17 protein-coding genes are annotated in these 17,834 nt (G+C 69.2%); 8 read left to right on the top strand and 9 right to left on the bottom strand.

Going from position 1 to position 17,834, the window contains the following annotated elements; genetic code table 11:
- Positions 1-2: 2 nt before the first annotated feature.
- Both ACFWAY_RS03690 and ACFWAY_RS03685 read left to right on the top strand, forming a co-directional pair.
- The gene (locus ACFWAY_RS03690; RefSeq protein WP_378509832.1) at positions 3-2,042 is read left to right on the top strand and encodes a bifunctional aldolase/short-chain dehydrogenase; all 2,040 of its coding nucleotides are present in this window, start codon (positions 3-5) and stop codon (positions 2,040-2,042) included.
- Positions 2,042-3,499, top strand: coding sequence for a rhamnulokinase family protein (locus tag ACFWAY_RS03685; RefSeq protein WP_378509831.1), 1,458 nt, complete (start codon positions 2,042-2,044; stop codon positions 3,497-3,499). The genes ACFWAY_RS03690 and ACFWAY_RS03685 overlap by 1 nt, the downstream gene beginning before the upstream one ends.
- A gap of 14 nt (positions 3,500-3,513) precedes the next feature.
- Here ACFWAY_RS03685 and ACFWAY_RS03680 read toward each other — a convergent pair whose 3' ends face one another.
- The 4 genes from ACFWAY_RS03680 to rfbA are packed head-to-tail and all read right to left on the bottom strand — an operon-like array spanning position 3,514 to position 6,376.
- Positions 3,514-4,323 (bottom strand): enoyl-CoA hydratase, encoded by an 810-nt coding sequence (locus tag ACFWAY_RS03680; protein ID WP_378509830.1) that lies wholly within the window; start codon positions 4,321-4,323, stop codon positions 3,514-3,516.
- A 22-nt stretch (positions 4,324-4,345) separates the two neighbouring features.
- Complete coding sequence (locus tag ACFWAY_RS03675; protein WP_378450854.1) at positions 4,346-4,852, bottom strand: polyketide cyclase; 507 nt, start codon at positions 4,850-4,852, stop codon at positions 4,346-4,348.
- A gap of 58 nt (positions 4,853-4,910) precedes the next feature.
- Positions 4,911-5,498 (bottom strand): dTDP-4-dehydrorhamnose 3,5-epimerase family protein, encoded by a 588-nt coding sequence (locus ACFWAY_RS03670; protein ID WP_378509873.1) that lies wholly within the window; start codon positions 5,496-5,498, stop codon positions 4,911-4,913.
- 2 nt (positions 5,499-5,500) lie between these two features.
- Positions 5,501-6,376 carry a glucose-1-phosphate thymidylyltransferase RfbA gene (rfbA, locus tag ACFWAY_RS03665; protein ID WP_378509829.1) on the bottom strand — a complete coding sequence of 292 codons (876 nt, stop codon included), beginning with the start codon at positions 6,374-6,376 and terminating at the stop codon, positions 5,501-5,503.
- Positions 6,377-6,439: 63 nt separating this feature from the next.
- Here rfbA and rfbB point away from each other — a divergent pair, with 63 nt between their 5' ends.
- The gene (gene rfbB / locus ACFWAY_RS03660) at positions 6,440-7,444 is read left to right on the top strand and encodes a dTDP-glucose 4,6-dehydratase (protein WP_378450852.1); all 1,005 of its coding nucleotides are present in this window, start codon (positions 6,440-6,442) and stop codon (positions 7,442-7,444) included.
- Here the strand turns inward: rfbB and ACFWAY_RS03655 are convergent.
- The 3 genes from ACFWAY_RS03655 to ACFWAY_RS03645 all read right to left on the bottom strand — a co-directional run bounded on the left by ACFWAY_RS03655 (position 7,434) and on the right by ACFWAY_RS03645 (position 10,017).
- Positions 7,434-8,225, bottom strand: coding sequence for a class I SAM-dependent methyltransferase (locus tag ACFWAY_RS03655; protein ID WP_378509828.1), 792 nt, complete (start codon positions 8,223-8,225; stop codon positions 7,434-7,436). The genes rfbB and ACFWAY_RS03655 overlap by 11 nt on opposite strands.
- Before the next feature lie 10 nt (positions 8,226-8,235).
- Complete coding sequence (locus ACFWAY_RS03650; RefSeq protein WP_378509827.1) at positions 8,236-9,228, bottom strand: YbhN family protein; 993 nt, start codon at positions 9,226-9,228, stop codon at positions 8,236-8,238.
- Between the two features lie 69 nt (positions 9,229-9,297).
- Positions 9,298-10,017, bottom strand: a complete 720-nt coding sequence (locus tag ACFWAY_RS03645; RefSeq protein WP_378450849.1) for a DapH/DapD/GlmU-related protein — start codon at positions 10,015-10,017, stop codon at positions 9,298-9,300.
- Between the two features lie 104 nt (positions 10,018-10,121).
- Between ACFWAY_RS03645 and ACFWAY_RS03640 the strand changes: the two genes are divergently transcribed.
- On the top strand, positions 10,122-11,222 hold the full coding sequence (locus ACFWAY_RS03640) for a DegT/DnrJ/EryC1/StrS family aminotransferase (RefSeq protein WP_378450848.1): 1,101 nt from the start codon (positions 10,122-10,124) through the stop codon (positions 11,220-11,222).
- A complete protein-coding gene (locus ACFWAY_RS03635; protein ID WP_378509826.1) occupies positions 11,222-12,187 on the top strand; it encodes a Gfo/Idh/MocA family protein in 966 nt (321 codons plus the stop codon). Before ACFWAY_RS03640 ends, ACFWAY_RS03635 begins: the two co-directional genes overlap by 1 nt.
- Here the strand turns inward: ACFWAY_RS03635 and ACFWAY_RS03630 are convergent.
- A complete protein-coding gene (locus ACFWAY_RS03630) occupies positions 12,177-13,133 on the bottom strand; it encodes an NAD(P)/FAD-dependent oxidoreductase (protein ID WP_378450846.1) in 957 nt (318 codons plus the stop codon). The genes ACFWAY_RS03635 and ACFWAY_RS03630 overlap by 11 nt on opposite strands.
- Before the next feature lie 86 nt (positions 13,134-13,219).
- On the opposite strand from ACFWAY_RS03630, the gene ACFWAY_RS03625 reads away from it, so the two are divergent.
- Both ACFWAY_RS03625 and ACFWAY_RS03620 read left to right on the top strand, forming a co-directional pair.
- Positions 13,220-13,843, top strand: coding sequence for a helix-turn-helix domain-containing protein (locus ACFWAY_RS03625; protein WP_378450845.1), 624 nt, complete (start codon positions 13,220-13,222; stop codon positions 13,841-13,843).
- Positions 13,844-13,904: 61 nt separating this feature from the next.
- Positions 13,905-14,756 (top strand): SGNH/GDSL hydrolase family protein, encoded by an 852-nt coding sequence (locus ACFWAY_RS03620; protein WP_378450844.1) that lies wholly within the window; start codon positions 13,905-13,907, stop codon positions 14,754-14,756.
- Here the strand turns inward: ACFWAY_RS03620 and ACFWAY_RS03615 are convergent.
- The gene (locus ACFWAY_RS03615) at positions 14,728-16,911 is read right to left on the bottom strand and encodes a hypothetical protein (RefSeq protein WP_378509872.1); all 2,184 of its coding nucleotides are present in this window, start codon (positions 16,909-16,911) and stop codon (positions 14,728-14,730) included. The two genes, ACFWAY_RS03620 and ACFWAY_RS03615, sit on opposite strands and share 29 nt — an antisense overlap.
- Positions 16,912-16,993: 82 nt before the next feature.
- On the opposite strand from ACFWAY_RS03615, the gene ACFWAY_RS03610 reads away from it, so the two are divergent.
- The gene (locus ACFWAY_RS03610; protein WP_378450843.1) at positions 16,994-17,791 is read left to right on the top strand and encodes a glycosyltransferase; all 798 of its coding nucleotides are present in this window, start codon (positions 16,994-16,996) and stop codon (positions 17,789-17,791) included.
- Positions 17,792-17,834 lie beyond the last annotated feature (43 nt).

Below are 17,834 nucleotides of genomic sequence, written 5' to 3'. Positions count from 1 at the left end.
AAGTGAACGCCACGAGCACCATTGCCGAACTGATCGCACGGTCCAACAGACTGGGTGCCGACGCTCGGAACACCAACTACGCCGGCGGCAATACCTCCGCCAAGGGCACCGACGTCGACCCCGTGACCGGCGCCGAGGTGGAACTCGTCTGGGTGAAGGGTTCCGGCGGAGACCTCGGCACGCTGAAGCCCGCCGGTCTCGCCGCGCTGCGTCTCGACCGGGTCCGCGCCCTGACCGACGTCTACCCGGGCCTCGACGCCGAGGACGACATGGTCGCCGCATTCGACTACTGCCTGCACGGCAAGGGCGGTGCCGCGCCGTCGATCGACACCGCCATGCACGGTCTGGTGAACGCGCCGCACGTCGACCACCTGCACCCCGATTCCGGCATCGCGCTCGCGACCGCCGCGGACGGTGAGGAGCTGACCCGCAAGTGCTTCGGCGACCGTGTGGTGTGGGTGCCGTGGCGCCGCCCCGGTTTCCAGCTGGGCCTCGACATCTCGGCCATCGCGGAGGCGAACCCGCAGGCGATCGGCTGCATCCTGGGTGGTCACGGCATCACCGCGTGGGGGTCGACGAGCGAGGAATGCGAGCAGCGTTCGCTCGAGATCATTCGCACGGCCGAGCAGTTCATCGCCGACAACGGCCGCGAGCAGCCGTTCGGTCCCGCGATCGCGGGCTTCGGGGCACTGCCTGCCGAGGAGCGTCGCCGCCGCGCCGCCGCACTGTTCCCGCTGTTGCGTGGACTGGCCTCCACCGATCGCCCGCAGGTGGGGCACTTCACCGACAGCGAGGAGGTGCTGAACTTCCTGGCGGCGCAGGAGCATCCGCGTCTCGCCGCGCTGGGCACGTCGTGCCCGGATCATTTCCTCCGCACCAAGGTCCGGCCGATGGTCCTCGACCTGCCGCCGGCCGCGTCGCTCGAGGACGTCACCGCGCGACTGCGTGAACTGCACGCCGCCTACCGCGAGGACTATGCCCGGTACTACGACGAGTACGCGGAGCAGGGCAGCCCGGCGATGCGCGGTGCCGACCCGGCAATCGTCCTGGTCCCCGGCGTCGGGATGTTCTCGTTCGGCGCGAACAAGCAGACCGCGCGGGTGGCGGGCGAGTTCTACGTCAACGCGATCAACGTGATGCGCGGCGCCGAGGCCATCTCCACGTACCAGCCGATCGACGAGCGGGAGAAGTTCCGCATCGAGTACTGGGCCCTCGAGGAGGCGAAGCTGGCGCGCCTGCCGAAGCCGGCGCCGCTCGCCACCCGCATCGCCCTGGTCACCGGTTCGGCGTCGGGAATCGGCAAGGCGATCGCGCAGCGCCTCGCCGCGGAGGGTGCGTGCGTCGTCATCGCCGACCTCGACCAGGCGAAGGCGGCCGAGGCTGCTGCCGAGATCGGCGGCAGCGACGTCGCCGTGGGGGTCGCAGCGGACGTGACCAGCGCCGACCAGGTCGCCGCGGCGTTCGAGGCCGCGGTCCTGGCGTTCGGCGGAGTCGATCTCGTCGTCAACAATGCGGGGCTGTCGATCTCCAAGCCGCTGCTCGAGACCACCGAGAAGGATTGGGACCTGCAGCACGACGTGATGGCGAAGGGCTCGTTCCTGGTGTCGCGGGAGGCGGCGCGGGTGATGACCGCCCAGGCGATGGGCGGCGACATCGTCTACATCTCGTCGAAGAACTCGGTGTTCGCCGGGCCCAACAACATCGCGTACTCGGCGACGAAGGCCGACCAGGCGCACCAGGTGCGTCTGCTCGCGGCGGAGCTGGGCGAGTACGGCATCCGCGTCAACGGCATCAACCCGGACGGTGTGGTGCGGGGTTCGGGCATCTTCGCCGGCGGCTGGGGCGCCAAGCGGGCCGCCGTGTACGGCGTCGAGGAGGAGAAGCTGGGCGAGTACTACGCGCAGCGCACCCTGCTCAAGCGGGAGGTGCTGCCCGAGCACGTCGCCAACGCGGTGTTCGCGCTCACCGGCGGCGACCTCACGCACACGACCGGACTGCACATCCCGGTGGATGCCGGTGTCGCTGCGGCGTTCCTGCGCTGATGGACGCGTTCGCCGCGATCGACCTGGGTGCCTCCAGCGGGCGGGTGATGCTGGGCGGCGTCGCCGACGGCGTGATCACCCTCGACGAGGTTGCGCGTTTCCCCAACCGCCCGGTCCGGCTGGGTGGATCGCTGCACTGGGATCTGGCCGGCCTCTATCGGGGTGTGCTGGACGGGCTGCGGGCCGCGGCAACGGAGGCCGAGGCCCGCGGTGACGTCCTCGTGTCGATCGGAATCGACACGTGGGCGGTGGATTACGGGCTGCTCGGCGGTGACGGCTCCCTCCTCGGGATGCCGTACCACTACCGCGACCAGCGGACGTGGGGCATCGCGGCCGGGGTGCGATCGTCGATACCGGATCGGGAGTTGTTCGAGCGCAACGGCATCGCGCAACTGCCGTTCAACACGGTGTACCAATTGCTGGCCGAGCGGGAGAGCGGCGCGCAGCGGCTCGACGTCGCGGAGCAGTTGCTGATGATCCCCGACCTTCTGGCGTACTGGCTCAGCGGGGTTCGCGCAGGCGAGGTGACCAACGCGTCCACCACCGGTCTGCTCGATCCGGTGAGCCGCGACTGGGACCGTGTGCTGGTCGGGCGGCTCGGTCTCGACGACCGTGTGCTGCCCCCGTTGGCGGAACCCGGTTCAGTGATCGGGGCCGTTCGGCCCGACGTCGCCGACGAGATCGGGACCACGGACCGTCCCCCGACGGTGGTGGCCGTCGGCAGCCACGACACGGCGTCGGCCGTCGTCGCGGTACCCGCGGCGAGCACGCGGTTCGCGTACATCGCGTCGGGGACGTGGTCGCTGGTGGGGGCGGAACTGCCCGGCCCCGTGCGCACCGAGGACGTGCGGGCGGCCGGGTTCACCAACGAGGCCGGCGTCGACGGCACCACCCGGTTGCTGCGGAACGTGATGGGCATGTGGCTGGTGCAGGAGTCTATGCGGCAGTGGCAGGCGGACGGGCTGGAGGTGTCACTGCAGGAACTGCTGGAGGACGCCGCCGCGCTGACCGACCTCGGCTCCGTCGTCGACCCGGACCTGCCGGTTTTCCTGCCGCCGGGCGACATGCCCGCCCGCATCGCCGCCGAATGCGCGCGGACGGGTCAGCGCGTTCCGGAGGGCCCGGCCGAAGTGATCCGGTGTGTGCTGGACAGTCTCGCGGACGCGTACCGGCGGTCGGTGCAGTCGGTCGTCGAGCTCACCGGCACGCCGATCGATGTGGTGCACATCGTCGGCGGCGGATCCCAGAACGCCCTGCTGTGCCAGCTGACGGCGGACGCCACCGGGCTGCCCGTCGTCGCCGGACCCGTCGAGGGTTCCGCCCTCGGCAACGTCCTGGTGCAGGCACGGGCGGCCGGTGTGCTGTCCGGGGGACTCGCCGAACTGCGTGCGGTCGTGTCGAATTCGTTCAGCCTGCGCGAGTTCGCGCCGTCGGCGGTGCGGTTGTCCCGGGCCTGACGCCTGTCTCTGCCCTAGCGCCGGTCCCGGAACCGGGGTTCGCGCTTGTCCTTCCGCGCGGCGGTGGCCTCCTCGAAGTTGTCGGTCAGCAGCCGCACCAGCAGCTGTCCGAGGCCCTCCTGGTGGATGTGGGCTTCGAGTGAGGCGGCGTCGAGCCCGGACCACAGCGTGCGCTTCGTCAGCTCCAAGCCCGGCCGGGAGAACCTGGACATGCGCTCGGCGAGGTCGAAACATTCGTCCAGGAGGTCCTCGCCGGGCACGCACCGCGACACGAGTCCGATCCGCTCGGCCTCGTCGGCGTGCACGTCCCGCCCGGACAGCATGATCTCGAACGCGCGGGACGAACCGATCGCCCGCGGCAGCAGGTAACTCAGGCCCAGCTCACTCGCGGTCAGGCCGTTGTTGATGCCGGCCGCCCGGAAGTAGGCGTCGTCCGCCGCGATCCGGATGTCGGAGGCGAGCGCCAGGCACAGGCCGCCTCCGATGGCCGCGCCGTTGACGGCGCTGATCACCGGCTGATGCATCCGGCGGAGCGAGAGCACCACGTTGTCGAGCATCTCCATGGCCCGCAGGGCGACGGTCGGCGGGGTGAGGCCGTCGACGTGGGGGAGCGTGCCCGAGGACCTCTGGTCGGCGCCGGAGCAGAAGCCGCGGCCCGCGCCGGTGATCACCACTGCGCGCACCGAGTTGTCGTTGCTGATCTCCTCCAGCGCGTCGCGGAACGGGATCATCACGTCGAACGCCATCGCATTCATGCGTTCCGGGCGGTTGAGCGTCACCAGGGCGATGCCCGGCCGGGGATGGTCGACGACGACGAAGTTCACGCCCTCGATACTAGAACACGTTTCAATTCTCTGGATCGATTTGTGGTCGCGGACGTCCGGGGGCGACCGTGCGCGCGAGGATGCCGAGCGTCGCGCGCAGGGCGTTCTCGGAAATCACCGGGAAGATCCCGGACTCGCGCCAGACCGGGTCGATGGACGACCAGTCGTAGAACGACGTCACCATTGTTCCCTCGTCGATCGGATCGAGCCGGTAGCCGTACACGTGCCCGATCTGCGGCCGGATCTGCCCGAGGACCTTCCAGGAGATCTCCCGGTCGGGCACGAATGTCTCGATCGTCACCGTCACGTCGTAGAGACCGAGGTCGAAGTCGTTCAACGCGTCGCGGTCCATGTGCACGACGAACGTGTCGCCCGCCGCCGTGACGCGGTCCCCTTCCGCGGACATCAGCATCCCGGAACTATCGATCGCCACATGTCCCTCGGGATCGCAGAGTAGACCGAAGATCGTCGCCGGGTCCGCGGCGACAGCCCGCCGGACCTCCAGCCGCTCGCTGATGTCAGTTGTCATGTCCGCATCCTGCCACCCCCATGTGAGTGGCATCGAGTGCTCGGGCACGCAAAAACACTCACATGGGGAAGGTGGGCAGCACTCCGGCGTCCATGGCCTGCTTCAGAGACGGTGCGGCCGAATCCTTCTCGGACAGCTGGAACATCAGCGGGCGGCCGTCCCGGCCCACCGTGGGCCAGTCGATTCCCAGTTCGGGGTCGAGTGGATGAAGGTCGTGGTCGAGGGCCGGGGTGTACTCGATCGAGCACAGGTACATCACGGTCGACGCGTCCTCGAGCGACAGGATCGCGTGGCCGACACCGGCCGGAAGGTACACGGCGCGGCGGTCGACGTCGTCGATGAGCACCGAATCCCACTGCCCGAACATCGGCGACCCGACCCGCAGGTCGACGATGACGTCGAGGAACGCACCCTTGACGCAGGTGACGTATTTCGCCTGTCCGGGCGGGTTGTCGGTGAAGTGGATGCCGCGCAGGACCCCGGCGGCGGACACCGAGCAGTTGGCCTGCGCGAGTTCGAGGGTGTGCCCGACGGCGGCCTCGAACTCCGAGCCCTTGAACCATTCGAGGAACACGCCGCGGTCGTCGCCGAACTGCCGCGGGGTGATCTCCCAGGCGCCCGGAACCTTCAGTTCCCGATACTCCACTGTCACCAGTCCTTGCCGCGCTCGAGGAGTTCGACAAGATAGTCGCCGTACCCCGACTTGCCGAGAGTTTCGGCGCGGGCACATAATTCGGCGTCGGTGATGAACCCGCGGCGCCACGCGACTTCTTCCGGGACGCCGATCTTCAGTCCCTGCCGGTGTTCGAGCGTGCGCACGAAGTTCGACGCCTCGAGCAGCGAATCGACGGTGCCGGTGTCGAGCCACGCGGTTCCGCGGGGAAGCACCTCGACCTGCAGCCGTCCGGACTGCAGGTAGGCCTGGTTGACGTCGGTGATCTCGTACTCGCCGCGGTCCGACGGCTTCAGGTCGCGCGCGATCGAGACGACGTCGTTGTCGTAGAAGTAGAGCCCGGGGATCGAGAAGTTCGACTTCGGGGTGGCGGGCTTCTCCTCGATCGAAATAGCTCGGCCCGTGTCGTCGAATTCGACCACACCGTAGGAACTGGGATCGGATACCCAATAGGCGAACACGGCGCCGCCGTCGATGTTCTCGAAGCGGTTCAGCCGGGAACCGAGGCCGGGGCCGTAGAAGATGTTGTCGCCGAGCACGAGCGACACGGACTCGTTGCCGACGTGGTCGGCGCCGAGCACGAACGCCTGCGCCAGGCCGTTCGGTTCCTCCTGCACCTTGTACGTGAGGTTCACCCCGAACTGGGAGCCGTCGCCGAGGAGCCGGCGGAACTGCTCGGCGTCGTGCGGGGTGGTGATGACGAGGATGTCCCGGATGTTGGCCAGCATCAGGGTGGAGAGCGGGTAGTAGATCATCGGCTTGTCGTAGACCGGGACCAGTTGCTTGCTCACTCCGAGAGTGATCGGGTGCAACCGGGACCCGGTGCCGCCTGCCAGGATGATTCCGCGCATGTGCGCAGTGTTCCAGTGTTCGCGTCGGATAGAAACTCGGGCGCCCCACTAGGGTGGGTGCACATGAGGCTTCTCGTGACAGGCGGCGCCGGGTTCATCGGTGCGAACTTCGTGCACCAGACGGTCGCCGAGCGGCCCGACGTGCAGGTGACGGTGCTCGACGCGCTGACGTACGCCGGCAACCGGCGGTCGCTCGACCCGGTGGCCGACCGCATCGAGTTCGTGCACGGCGATGTGGCGGATTTCGCGCTGGTGGACCGTCTGGTCGCGGACTCGGACGCGGTGATCCACTTCGCCGCGGAATCGCACAACGACAATTCGCTGGCCGATCCGACGCCGTTCGTGCAGACGAACGTGATGGGCACGTTCTCGCTGCTGCAGGCCGTCCGCGCCCACGACGTCCGGTATCACCACATCTCCACCGACGAGGTGTACGGCGACCTCGAACTGGACGACCCCGAGCGCTTCACCGAGTCGACCCCCTACAACCCGTCGAGCCCGTACTCGGCCACCAAGGCGTCCAGCGATCTGCTGGTGCGGGCCTGGGCGCGGTCGTTCGGGGTGCGGGCCACCCTGTCGAACTGTTCCAACAACTACGGTCCGTACCAGCACGTCGAGAAGTTCATTCCGCGCCAGATCACCAACCTGATCGACGGGGTGCGCCCCCGGTTGTACGGCAGCGGGAAGAACGTGCGCGACTGGATCCACGTCGACGACCACAACGCGGCCGTCTGGACGATCCTGGACAAGGGGAGTCTCGGTCAGACGTATCTGATCGGTGCGGACGGCGAGGTCGACAACCGGACCGTCGTCGGAACGCTGCTCGAGCTGTTCGGCCGCGATGCCGGCGACCTCGACTTCGTCACCGACCGCCCGGGCCACGACCTGCGCTACGCGATCGACTCGACCCGGCTGCGCACCGAACTGGGTTGGACGCCGCAGTACAAGGATTTCCGCAGCGGGCTCGAGGCCACGGTGCGGTGGTACCGCGACAACGAGTCGTGGTGGCGGGCGCAGAAGGAATCCGCGGAGAAGGCGTATGCGGCCACGGAATCCGTCATCGGCTGACGGTTCCGCGGAACGCCCACGCTCTCGCCGTCAGTGCGATGCGGCCCGCGTCGTCGCGCCGCAAGCGGGTATCGAGCAGGTCGCGAAGCTCGTCTCGGCGCCCGGCGGGGAGGGACGAGCAGTATCCGGGCGCGGGCCCTTGACCGCCCAGAAATGGGCGCCAGAAATCGTCGAAGCCGGCGAACACGGTGGGAATGTCGAGCGGGTGCACTTCCACCCCGGCCAGACCCGCGGTGGCCAGTGCGTCGCGGAGAGGCTGCGGCCGGCAGAGCGGGAAGCGGACGCCCTCGTCGAGGTTCGCGGCCGCCTCGTCGAGTTCGCGTGCGGCGTCCCAGAATGCGCGAATCATCTGCATCCCGTCGGCGTAGTCCCACACGTACCCGGCGACCGTCCCGCCGGCTCGCGTGACTCGGCGCATCTCGGCGAGCCCCTCGATCGGGTGGGGAACGAAGTTGAGGACCAGCCCGGACACCACCCGGTCGAACTCGCCGTCCCCGGCGGGGATGGATTCGGCGGTGCCCGACCGGACGTCGAAACGGGGATCGTCCGTGCGTGCCCGAGCCGACGCCGCGAAGGGCTGTGACGGTTCGACTCCGACCACCCTGACCGGATCCGCTGTGCGGAGAACGGTGTGGGCGAGGGCGCCGGTCCCGCAACCCACGTCGCACCATGCGCCGCCGGGGCCGGCGGCCAGCCACCGCAGGAACGCTGGCGCGACCAGCCTGCTCCAGCGGCCGATATAGAGCTCGTACGCGGGATCGATCTCCCAGGCATCCGTCATCGCGGTCTCCTCACGACGGCTGCGGTACCCGGGAATCCTCGTGAACGAGGGCGTTGCGCAGCGAACGAGAACCGGCGATCGCGGCGACGAAGCCGGCGAGCACCTCGCACAGCGTGAACACCAGGCGTGACGCGAGAGCCAGCCCGAGCGCGACCCCGCTGTCCATGAACGGGGACAGGGCCGCGACGACGACGGCCTCGCGGACCCCGATGCCGGATGGCGCGACCACCACCAGCACGCCGGCGCACATGCCGAGGGCGATCGCGCCGATGCACTGCACCAGGGTGCCCGCCTCGGATCCCGCCGAGCTCGCCGCGAGGAACCAGAGGTGCACGCCGTAGAGGACCCAGCTGACGGCGCACCAGCCGAGGGCCCGCCCGATCTTGTGCATGGTCAGCTGCCGCTGCAGCGGGGCGCGCCGCAGGATCCGCAGGGCCAGGTTCACCAGCCGGGTGAGGACCGGGGGATAGCAGCATACGAGGGCGATCGGGACGAGAACGATCACCGCGACCGCCGCGACGGTGCTGATGTGGAACAGGGCGGGCAGCGCCAGCAGCCCGACGACCAGCGCCGACGTGATGCTCAGCCCGACGGTGACGAGGACGGCGACGAATCCGTTGGCCCGCGACACCCCGGCCCGGCGCACGAGCTCGGTCTGGAGGACGAACGCCCACACGCTGCCCGGCAGATACTTGCCGAGCTGACCGACCAGGTAGCAGCGGGCGGCGTCGAACGCGGGAATCGGGTGTTCGAGGGCGCCGAGCGCGTGCTGCCACGCGCGCACCGCCGCGCCCATGCCGAGGAAGACGAACACCGCGGAGACGACGAGTGCCCACCAGTCCAGCTGGGTGATCGTGTCCCTGACCTCGGCCCACTGCGATTTCACGGCGAACACGATGGCGACGACTATCGCGAGGGTGACGAGGATCCGCAGCGCGTTCGTCAGCACGGCGCGACCGCCGCGGTCCGGGACGATCTCGGGATCGGCGTCCACGAGAACCACCCCCTCACCGGCAGTGCGCTGCGGCGGTGCAGCGTTCGTTTCCGACGATAGCAATCGGAGGGCGCCGGATCAGGAAACGAGCGGTTTCACCGCCAACTCCCGCCACCAGGCGAACGCGTCGGCGAGCGAATGCGGGAGTTCCACGTCGTCATCGAGGCGCCCCTTGGCGTACAACTTCGCCACGGCCGCGATGTCTCGGTCGGCGATCCCGGCGCGGCTCATGCCCACCCGGTTGGTGCCGCGCAGGGCGGCGGGGTTGCCGAACACCGTGGCGAACGGCGGAATGTCCTTGGCGACGACCGATCCCATTCCGACCATTGCGCGCGCACCGATCACCCGCCGCTGATGCACCACCGCGCTCATGCCGAGATTGACCCCGTCGGCGAGGGTCACGTGACCGCCGAGGGTGCTGGACGGCGAGAGGACGCAGTCGTCGCCGATCCGGACGTCGTGCTCGACGGACGTGTGGTTCATGACGAATCCGCCGCGGCCGATGGTCGTCGGCCGCTCGGCGCCCTGCTGGACGGCGCTCATCTCCCGGATCACGGTGCCCGCGCCGATCACGACACCCTGATGCGGGCTGACCTCCGTCCACGTGCGGGGATGCGTCTTCCCGATCCACTCCGGGGGCGCCCCGAGCGTCGCGTGGGCGCCGATCCAGCAGTCGTCGCCGATGTCGAGAGGTCCGGTGAGGACGGCATACGGTCCGATGCTCACACGGTCCCCGACAGTGACGCCGTCGCCTATCACGACGGTCGGGTGGATCTCGCAGTTTTCACCGATGGTCATGAAAGTTTCGGATTCCTTCCAGGAGCCGTGCAGACCGTGGGAACCTTCAAGAGGGTGCAATCTGTGAAGACGGTGTGAACGCACGTCAATCTATCGGAGGAACCGTGATCGCGATCTCGAGTATCTCTTTCGGAGAGGACGTCGAGCGCGAGGTTCTCGACACCCTGCGATCCGGGATGGTCGCGCAGGGACCGAAGGTCGCGAGGTTCGAGGAGGGGTTCGCCGAACTCGTCGGCACCCGGCACGCCGTGGCCGTGAACAGTGGCACCACCGCGCTGATCGCGGCACTGCGGGTGCTGGATCTCCAGCCGGGCGACGAGGTGCTCACCACCCCGTTCACGTTCGTGGCCACGCTCAACGCGATTCTCGATTCCGGCGCGACGGCCCGGTTCGCGGACATCGGGGAGGCCGATTTCGCGCTCGACCCCGACGTCGTGGCGCAGTGCGTGAACGACCGCACCCGGGTGCTGATGCCGGTGCATCTGTACGGGCAGACCGCGGACATGGGTGCGCTGATGCCGCTGGCCGAGACCCGGGGCCTCGCTGTGGTCGAGGACGCCGCGCAGGCGCACGGTGCCACGTTCGACGGCAAGGGTGCGGGCAGCTTCGGACTCGGCTGCTTCTCGTTCTATGCCACCAAGAATCTCACCACCGCCGAGGGCGGCATGGTCACGACGGACGACGACGCGGTGGCCGACCGGTTGCGCGTGCTGCGGAATCAGGGCATGCGACGCCGCTACGAGTACGAGATGGCGGGCCAGAACTTCCGGATGACGGATCTGCAGGCCAGTCTCGGTTTGCCGCAGCTGGGTTCCTATCTGCAACAGGTGGAGTCGCGCCGGCGCAATGCGGAGGCACTGCGGACCGGTCTGAAAGACGTCGAAGGTCTCGTTCTGCCGTCGGAACTCGCGGGCCGTGGGCACGTGTGGCACCAGTTCACCGTGATCCTCGCGCCCGATGCACCGATCGACCGCGACACCCTCGCGCAGCGCCTGGGCGATCGGGAAGTCGGCAGCGGGGTCTACTACCCGAGAACCGTCTACGACTACGACTGCTACCGCGAGCATCCCCGGGTGATCGCCTCGCCGACGCCGGTCGCGACGTCCGTGGCCCGCCGGTGCCTCAGCATTCCCGTCCACGCCGCGCTCTCCACCGACGACGTCGACCGGATCGTCGCCGCGGTGCGCGAGGCGATGGAGGCGTGATGACGTCCACGCGACCGCGGATCGCCCTCATCGGATCCGGCAGGATGGGTTCGCTGCACGCCCGCGTTCTCGCACAGTCCTCGCTGTGTGACCTCGCCCTGCTCGTGGAACCGCGAGAGGAACACGGGCGGGAGGTGGCCGCACGGTTCGGTGCCACGTGGGCTGCGGATTTCGACGACCTGGACGGCATCGACGCCGCCGTCGTCGCGGCGGCGACACCCACCCACTACGAATTGGCGGGCCGCGTCCTCGACCTCGGCAAGCCCGTGCTCGTCGAAAAGCCGCTCGCCGCAACGTACGAGGAGAGCACCGATCTGGTGAAACGCGGCGCCGCGACGGGTGTCCCGCTGATGTGCGGCCTGCTCGAGCGGTTCAACCCGGCGGTCCGGACGGCCCGCGAATTCGCCGGTGACGTGTGGCAGGTCAACGGAATCCGGCACTCGCCGTTCGTCTCCCGCATCCCCACCGGCGTCGCGACCGACCTGCTGATCCACGACGTCGACCTCGCGATCGGTTTCGTCGGATCACCGCCCGTCGGTGTGAAGGCCGAGTTCGGGTACTTCCACGACAGTTCGCGGCGCAACGAGGCCGAGGACTGCGCGGAGGCGGTGCTGCGTTTCGAATCCGGTGCGGTGGCCACCATCTCGGCCAGCCGGGTGAGTCAGCGGAAGGTCCGGCAGTTGTCGCTGCTGGAGCCGGACCGCCTGATCGAGATCGATCTCCTGCGCCGCGACATCACCATCTACCGGCACATCGACGACGACCTGCCCGCCGACCGCGACGGCTACAAGCAGCAGACGGTGATCGAGATCCCCACCCTCCGCTACAGCGACGAACCCCTCGCCGCCCAGCTAGCGCATTACGTCGGGCTGATCGGCGGCGAGGGGGATGCCGACGCGGAACGTGACTCGATCCTGCCCGCGCATCGCGTGGTCCACGAGGCGACCGTGTCGGCTACCGGCTGAGCGCTCCGGCCACCGCCAGCCGGGTGTCTTCCGCGATGAGGTCGGCGTTGAGAGCTGCCGCGGCGCTCAGACCGGCCCCGGCCGCGACGATCACCTGCGCCTTCGGGTCTGCGACGTTGCCGGCCACCCATACCCCCGGAACCGCGGTGGCGCCGGTCGCGTCGGCGGCGACGGCGGTGCCGATCACGTGCCCACCCATCTCCATCTCGGTGGTGTCCAGGCCGAGGCTGGTGAGGAAGTCGGCGCGCGCCCTGAACAGGGGAGGGACCACCACGGCGGTGAGGGGGAAGACCTGACCCGTGCGCAGCCGGACACCGGTCAGCCGGTCGCCCTGCACCTCGAGTCCGGCGACACGTCCGTCGATCATGGCGATACCGCGTGCCGCGAGCTGCTCGTACTCCTCGCCGGTGGGTTCGTTCGCGTCGTTCAGGAACAGTGTCACGTTCTCGGTCCACTGCCGCCACATCAGCGCCTGGTGCACCGCCAGCGGACTGCCGGCCAGGACGCCGACCGGCTGGTCTCGGACCTCCCAGCCGTGGCAGTAGGGGCAGTGCAGGACGTCCCGTCCCCATCGCTCGGCCACCCCGGGGATGTCGGGGAGCACGTCGACGAGGCCGGTGGTCACGAGCAGTCTCCGCGCCCGCACGGTCGCGCCGTCGGCGAGCGTCACCCGGAACTGGCCGTCCCCGACGTTGTCGGCGGACGTGACGGTGCCGGTCACGATCTCGCCGCCGTACCCGGCGACCTCTTCGCGTCCGATGGCCAGTAGTTCACCGGGAGGGGTGCCCTCTCGGCCGAGATAGTTGTGAATGTGCCCGGCCGGTGCGTTGCGCGGGGAGCCGGCGTCGATCACGAGCACCGATCGGCGTGCCCGCGACAGGGCCACAGCCCCGCCGAGTCCGGCTGCGCCGCCGCCGACGACCACTACGTCGTAACTGTCTTCCATCGCGTTCTCCTTCGTTCGTCGACCTCGTGACGTCCACTGTCCGGGGAGCCCGCGAAACTGGCAAGCAAGTTTGCCGCTGTGGCAACATGGTGTGTGTGAACGACGACGTACCCGATCTGGACGGGGTCCTCGATGCCGTGGGACCGCGGCTGAAGGCTCTCCGCCAGCAGCGCGGCGCGACCCTCGCCCAGCTGTCCGAGTCCACCGGGATCTCGGTGAGCACCCTGTCGCGGCTCGAGTCCGGCCAGCGGAAACCCACCCTCGAGCTGATGCTGCTCCTGGCGCGGGCCCACCAGCTGCCCCTGGACGAACTCGTCGACGCACCCGCCACCGGCGACCCCCGCGTCCATCTGCGGCCCCTCGAGCGCAACGGCTCGACGATCATCCCGCTGACCCGCAGGCCCGGCGGGATCCAGGCGTTCAAGCACGTGATCCCGCCGGGTGACCCGAGCGGCATCCCGAACCTGCAGGTCCACGAGGGCTACGAATGGCTGTACGTCCTGTCCGGCCGGCTGCGACTGCTGCTCGGCGAACACGACGTGATCCTGACGCCGGGGGAGGTCGCGGAGTTCGACACCCACGTCCCGCACTGGTTCGGCAACCCCGGACCGCAGCCGGCGGAAATCCTCAGCCTGTTCGGTCCCCAGGGCGAGCGGGCGCACGTCCGCACGGTCCCGCGGGGAACGGCAGCCGAGCGCGACCGTCGGTAGAATTCGTCCGGACCGGTGACGAGCGCTCCCTCCGAGGCGCAGGACGTGATGGGGAGGCCCCGTGCGACGCTGGATTCTCGGTGTTCCCGTAGCGGTCGTGATTCCGCTCCTCGCCGGCTGTTCCACGACTGTGGCACCGCCCGTGGCACAGCCGCAGCCACAATCGCCGCCCGCGGGCGCAACTCTCGTGGGCCTGGGGGATTCCATCCCGGCCGGTGACGGATGCCCCGGTTGCACGCCGTTCGTGGAACTGTTCGGCGATCAGCTGTCCGACGACGACGCGCTGCCCGTGCAGGTGGCCGACCTGGGTGTCGGGGGCTGGACCAGTACCGATCTGCTCGATTCCCTCGAGCCAGGCCAATACGACGCCGACGCCGTCCGTGACGCCGACCTCGTCACCGTCACGATCGGCGCCAACGACTTCTACACCGAACTCGACGACTACCTGGGCGGCGACTGCGGTGGCGATGACGGGCTCGGCTGCTTCGAACCCGTCCTGCCGCAGCTGCAGACCACGCTGACGTCCGTGCTCGACCGCATCGCCGAACTGCGGGCCGGTCAGCCGACCGCGGTCCTGGTCACCGGGTACTGGGACGTCTTCCCGGACGGCGACGTGGCCCGCGAGTTGTACGGCCCGCAGTTCCTCCGGGACAGTGCCGTGCTGACGTTGCGCGCAAACGACGTCATCTCGGAGGTCGCGGGTGCGGAGGGCGCCACCTACGTCGACCTGTTCAGCACGTTCAAGGGGACGTGGGGCGACGGAGATCCCACCGGGCTGCTGGCCGACGACGGCGACCACCCGAACCAGATCGGCCACCAGCTGATCGCCGACGCGTTGTCGTCCGCGGCGGTCGCGCAATCCGGCTCCACCGAGGCGTCCGCGTTCACGTCGTCCGGGTGGTCGCCGCGCTGAGCTTCCGCCGGCGTACCACCGGATCGACGACGGACAGGATCAGCACCACGACCGTCGCTCCGCCGAATGCCGCGACGGACAGGTTCTGCCGCGGCGGCCGGAACGTCACGACCAGTTCGTGGTCACCCGGCGGCACCGACACCTCGAGCAGACCGTGCCAGCCCGCGGTCGCGTCCACCGGCTCGCCGTCGACGGTGGCCGAGTAGCCGGGCCACGCGAGGCGCGCGAACGAGACGGTGCCGCCGCTGCCTGCCACCCGCACGGTCTCCGTCGCCGCGCTCGAGTCGGACGAGAGCACCCGGACGCCGTCGGACGCGAACGACACACGCCCGGGCAAGGGCAGCGGCCGGTCACGCTGCAACACCGTCCGCGAGTCGCTGCGTTCGGTGACGTGCCAGCCGGGTGGGGGCGGTGCCGTCTCCACCTCGGGCACGAGCCCGTGCTCCACCACGAGCGTCGACACCCGCAGGTAATCGATCAGCGGGATCGGGATGTCCGCGTTCACCGGCCGCCAGAGCGCCCCGTACACCCCGGGGCAGACGGCGCCGCGGTAGTCCATGCACAGGGCTTCCTGGAACTCGGTGAACCCGATGCCGGTGTAGGCGTTGATGCTGCCCTCGGCGGACGACGCCATGATCTCGTTGCCGAACAGGATCCGGCCTGCGGTGACGTCCTCGTGGGACGTGTCGTCCAGGTCGGCGAGTTGCAGAACGGTGCCCTGGTAGCGGTCCGTCTGCTCGGACAGCACCGACGTACTCGCCGGGTCGACGCGGCTGCCGCGCTCGACGTCGCGGGTGAGGGACCACACCTGCGCGGCGGTCACCACCACGGTGCCCAGGACCAGGGCGGCGACGAGAGCATTCGGGCCCCGAGCGCGCCAGGCGGTGTACGCGAGCACGCACAGGGCCGCGACGAGCAGCGCGAACAGCGTGTGTCGCAGCGTCAGGGCGGGGGAGGACGAGAATGCCAGGTAGAAGCCCAGCACGATCAGCAGGGCCGACGCCGTCGCCCGCTGACGCACCCGGCCGCGGGCAATGCCCAGCGACAGCGCGAGCGACAGGCCGATCACCACGCACAGGTACAGGTACTCGACCAGCCGGATCGGCCACCGGAACATCCCGACGTTCGACGGTCCGAACGTGAAGAGGAAGTAGACGACCGCGATGACGCCCAGACTGATCAGCGGTCGCCCGTGCGCGCGACGGAACTGCGAGGACGCGAACAGCGCGCGGATCCGGCCCCACGGCAGCCACGGCAGCAGCGGCAGCACGAACCACGCGAGGTACAGCGACGGGATCACCTCGACGGGACCCCCGAACGTCATGATCACGGGGAGATACGACGGGCTGCTCATTCCCGCGGGGCCGCCGATCTGCGGCTGCAGGAACGTGTCGTTGAAGATGCCGGTGCTGCCGGCGCGGGTGGTGACGTCGACGCTGAGAAACAGTGGCAGGTACGTCACCAGCGCGGCGGTGCCCGCGCACGCGCCGGTGATCACCAGCACGACCAACCGGAAGAACTGCCGCTGTGCGAGCAGGCCTATCCCGATGCCGAGGAGAACGACCACCGCGCCCAGCGCGGCGTACGGGTTGCCCATGCTCACCGTCAGTGCGCCGATCACGAAGGTGACCACAGGGTTCGTGCGCCCGCGGGAGAGGCGGAGCGACGACCACCAGAACAGCGTCACCCACGCGACGGCCATCATCCCGGACGGCCAGCCCGCCGCCTCGTAGAACAGGGTGAAACCGCTGAAGGGAATCGTCAGTCCGGCGAGGATCGCGGAACCGCGACGGGCGTCGTATTCGCGGCACAGCAGATACGTGGCTAGAGCGAACAGCGCCAGGAACTCGGCCATGATCACGAACGCCGCGACGGACAGGTTCTCGAATCTCGCGGCCAGGATGTAGTTGGCCAGGTTGACCGGGTTGTAGAGACCGTAGGCGGCCTCACCCGCATAGTTCCCGCCGATCCAGGCATCGGGATTGACGGTGAGCCACCGCCCGGCCAGGAGTTCCGTGCCGATCCGGTGCCAGGACGGCACGAACGACTCCAGCATGTCGCCGCCGTAGTAGAAGCGGTCGTACACGATCCGCGGAATCGTCGCGATGGCCGCGGCAGCCACCGCGACCGCCAGTGCCACCATCCACTCGGGCATGCGGTGTATCGATCGGGTGAACGTCGAAGACACGGACGCGGAGGGTGCCACGGACTCCGAGCCTACGAGTTAGGCTGCGCCCGTGCGCCTTTTCGGTTGTTCCCACGACCAAAAAGGCGCACGTGCGCCGAAGGCGCTGTCGGTCGTCGTCCCCGCTTACAATTCGGCCGCGGTCATCGAGCAGACCGTCCGCCGGGTGGCCGAACGACTGGCCGGCCACGACGTCGAGATCATCGTCGTGGAGAACGGATCCACCGACGACACCGTGGACATCTGCACCCGCCTCGCCGCCGACTGGACGCCCGGACCTGTGTCGCTCACCGTCCTGCGGAGCGAGAAGGGCATGGGCAATGCGTTGCGGACGGGAGCGGAGGCGAGTCGCGGCGCGCACGTGCTGCTGACCGCCGACGACCTGCCGTTCGGGTTCGACGACCTCGACGGCGCCGAGACGTTCGCCGCCGGCCACGACGGCCGGCTGCCCGAAGTCGTGATCGGTTCCAAGGCCCACCCCGACTCGCAGGTGCGGCGCGGCGCCCTTCGGGGCACCCTGACGTGGGGTTTCGCCGCGCTGCGGCGCGTGGTTCTCGGGATGCGCACCGGCGACCCGCAGGGCACCGTTTTGATGGACGGCGACCTGATGCGGGGACTGGTTCCCGACCTCGTCGAGCCCGGGTTCCTGTTCACCACCGAACTCGTCTACCTCGCGGAGCGGGCAGGCATCGTGCCGGTCGAGGTCCCGGTGCGTCTGAGCGACGATCACGACAGCCACGAAACCCGCATATCCAGGGCCGATGTGCTCGCCATGGGGGTGGGACTGTTCCGGCTGCGGGCCCGCCACCGGGACGGAGGTCGTCTCGCACGGTCGGGGAGCGCGTCGTGAGGTTGATACCCTGCGAACCGAGAAGAGGATCGTGCCGTCGCCG

This window comes from Rhodococcus sp. NPDC059968 (assembly GCF_042738615.1).
In the GTDB taxonomy this organism is placed as follows: domain Bacteria; phylum Actinomycetota; class Actinomycetes; order Mycobacteriales; family Mycobacteriaceae; genus Rhodococcus_F.
The sequence above is the reverse complement of the archived record's forward strand: the minus strand, read 5'-3'. Positions and strand labels throughout refer to the sequence as shown.

Excerpts from the sequence above, each read along its gene's own strand:
- ACFWAY_RS03685 (WP_378509831.1), top strand. The coding sequence starts at position 2,042 with ATGGACGCGTTCGCCGCGATCGACCTGGGTGCCTCCAGCGGGCGGGTG.
- ACFWAY_RS03675 (WP_378450854.1), bottom strand. The coding sequence starts at position 4,852 with ATGACAACTGACATCAGCGAGCGGCTGGAGGTCCGGCGGGCTGTCGCC.
- rfbA (WP_378509829.1), bottom strand. The coding sequence starts at position 6,376 with ATGCGCGGAATCATCCTGGCAGGCGGCACCGGGTCCCGGTTGCACCCG.
- rfbB (WP_378450852.1), top strand. The coding sequence starts at position 6,440 with ATGAGGCTTCTCGTGACAGGCGGCGCCGGGTTCATCGGTGCGAACTTC.
- ACFWAY_RS03655 (WP_378509828.1), bottom strand. The coding sequence starts at position 8,225 with ATGACGGATGCCTGGGAGATCGATCCCGCGTACGAGCTCTATATCGGC.
- ACFWAY_RS03645 (WP_378450849.1), bottom strand. The coding sequence starts at position 10,017 with ATGACCATCGGTGAAAACTGCGAGATCCACCCGACCGTCGTGATAGGC.
- ACFWAY_RS03635 (WP_378509826.1), top strand. The coding sequence starts at position 11,222 with ATGACGTCCACGCGACCGCGGATCGCCCTCATCGGATCCGGCAGGATG.
- ACFWAY_RS03630 (WP_378450846.1), bottom strand. The coding sequence starts at position 13,133 with ATGGAAGACAGTTACGACGTAGTGGTCGTCGGCGGCGGCGCAGCCGGA.
- ACFWAY_RS03625 (WP_378450845.1), top strand. The coding sequence starts at position 13,220 with ATGGTGTGTGTGAACGACGACGTACCCGATCTGGACGGGGTCCTCGAT.
- ACFWAY_RS03615 (WP_378509872.1), bottom strand. The coding sequence starts at position 16,911 with ATGCCCGAGTGGATGGTGGCACTGGCGGTCGCGGTGGCTGCCGCGGCC.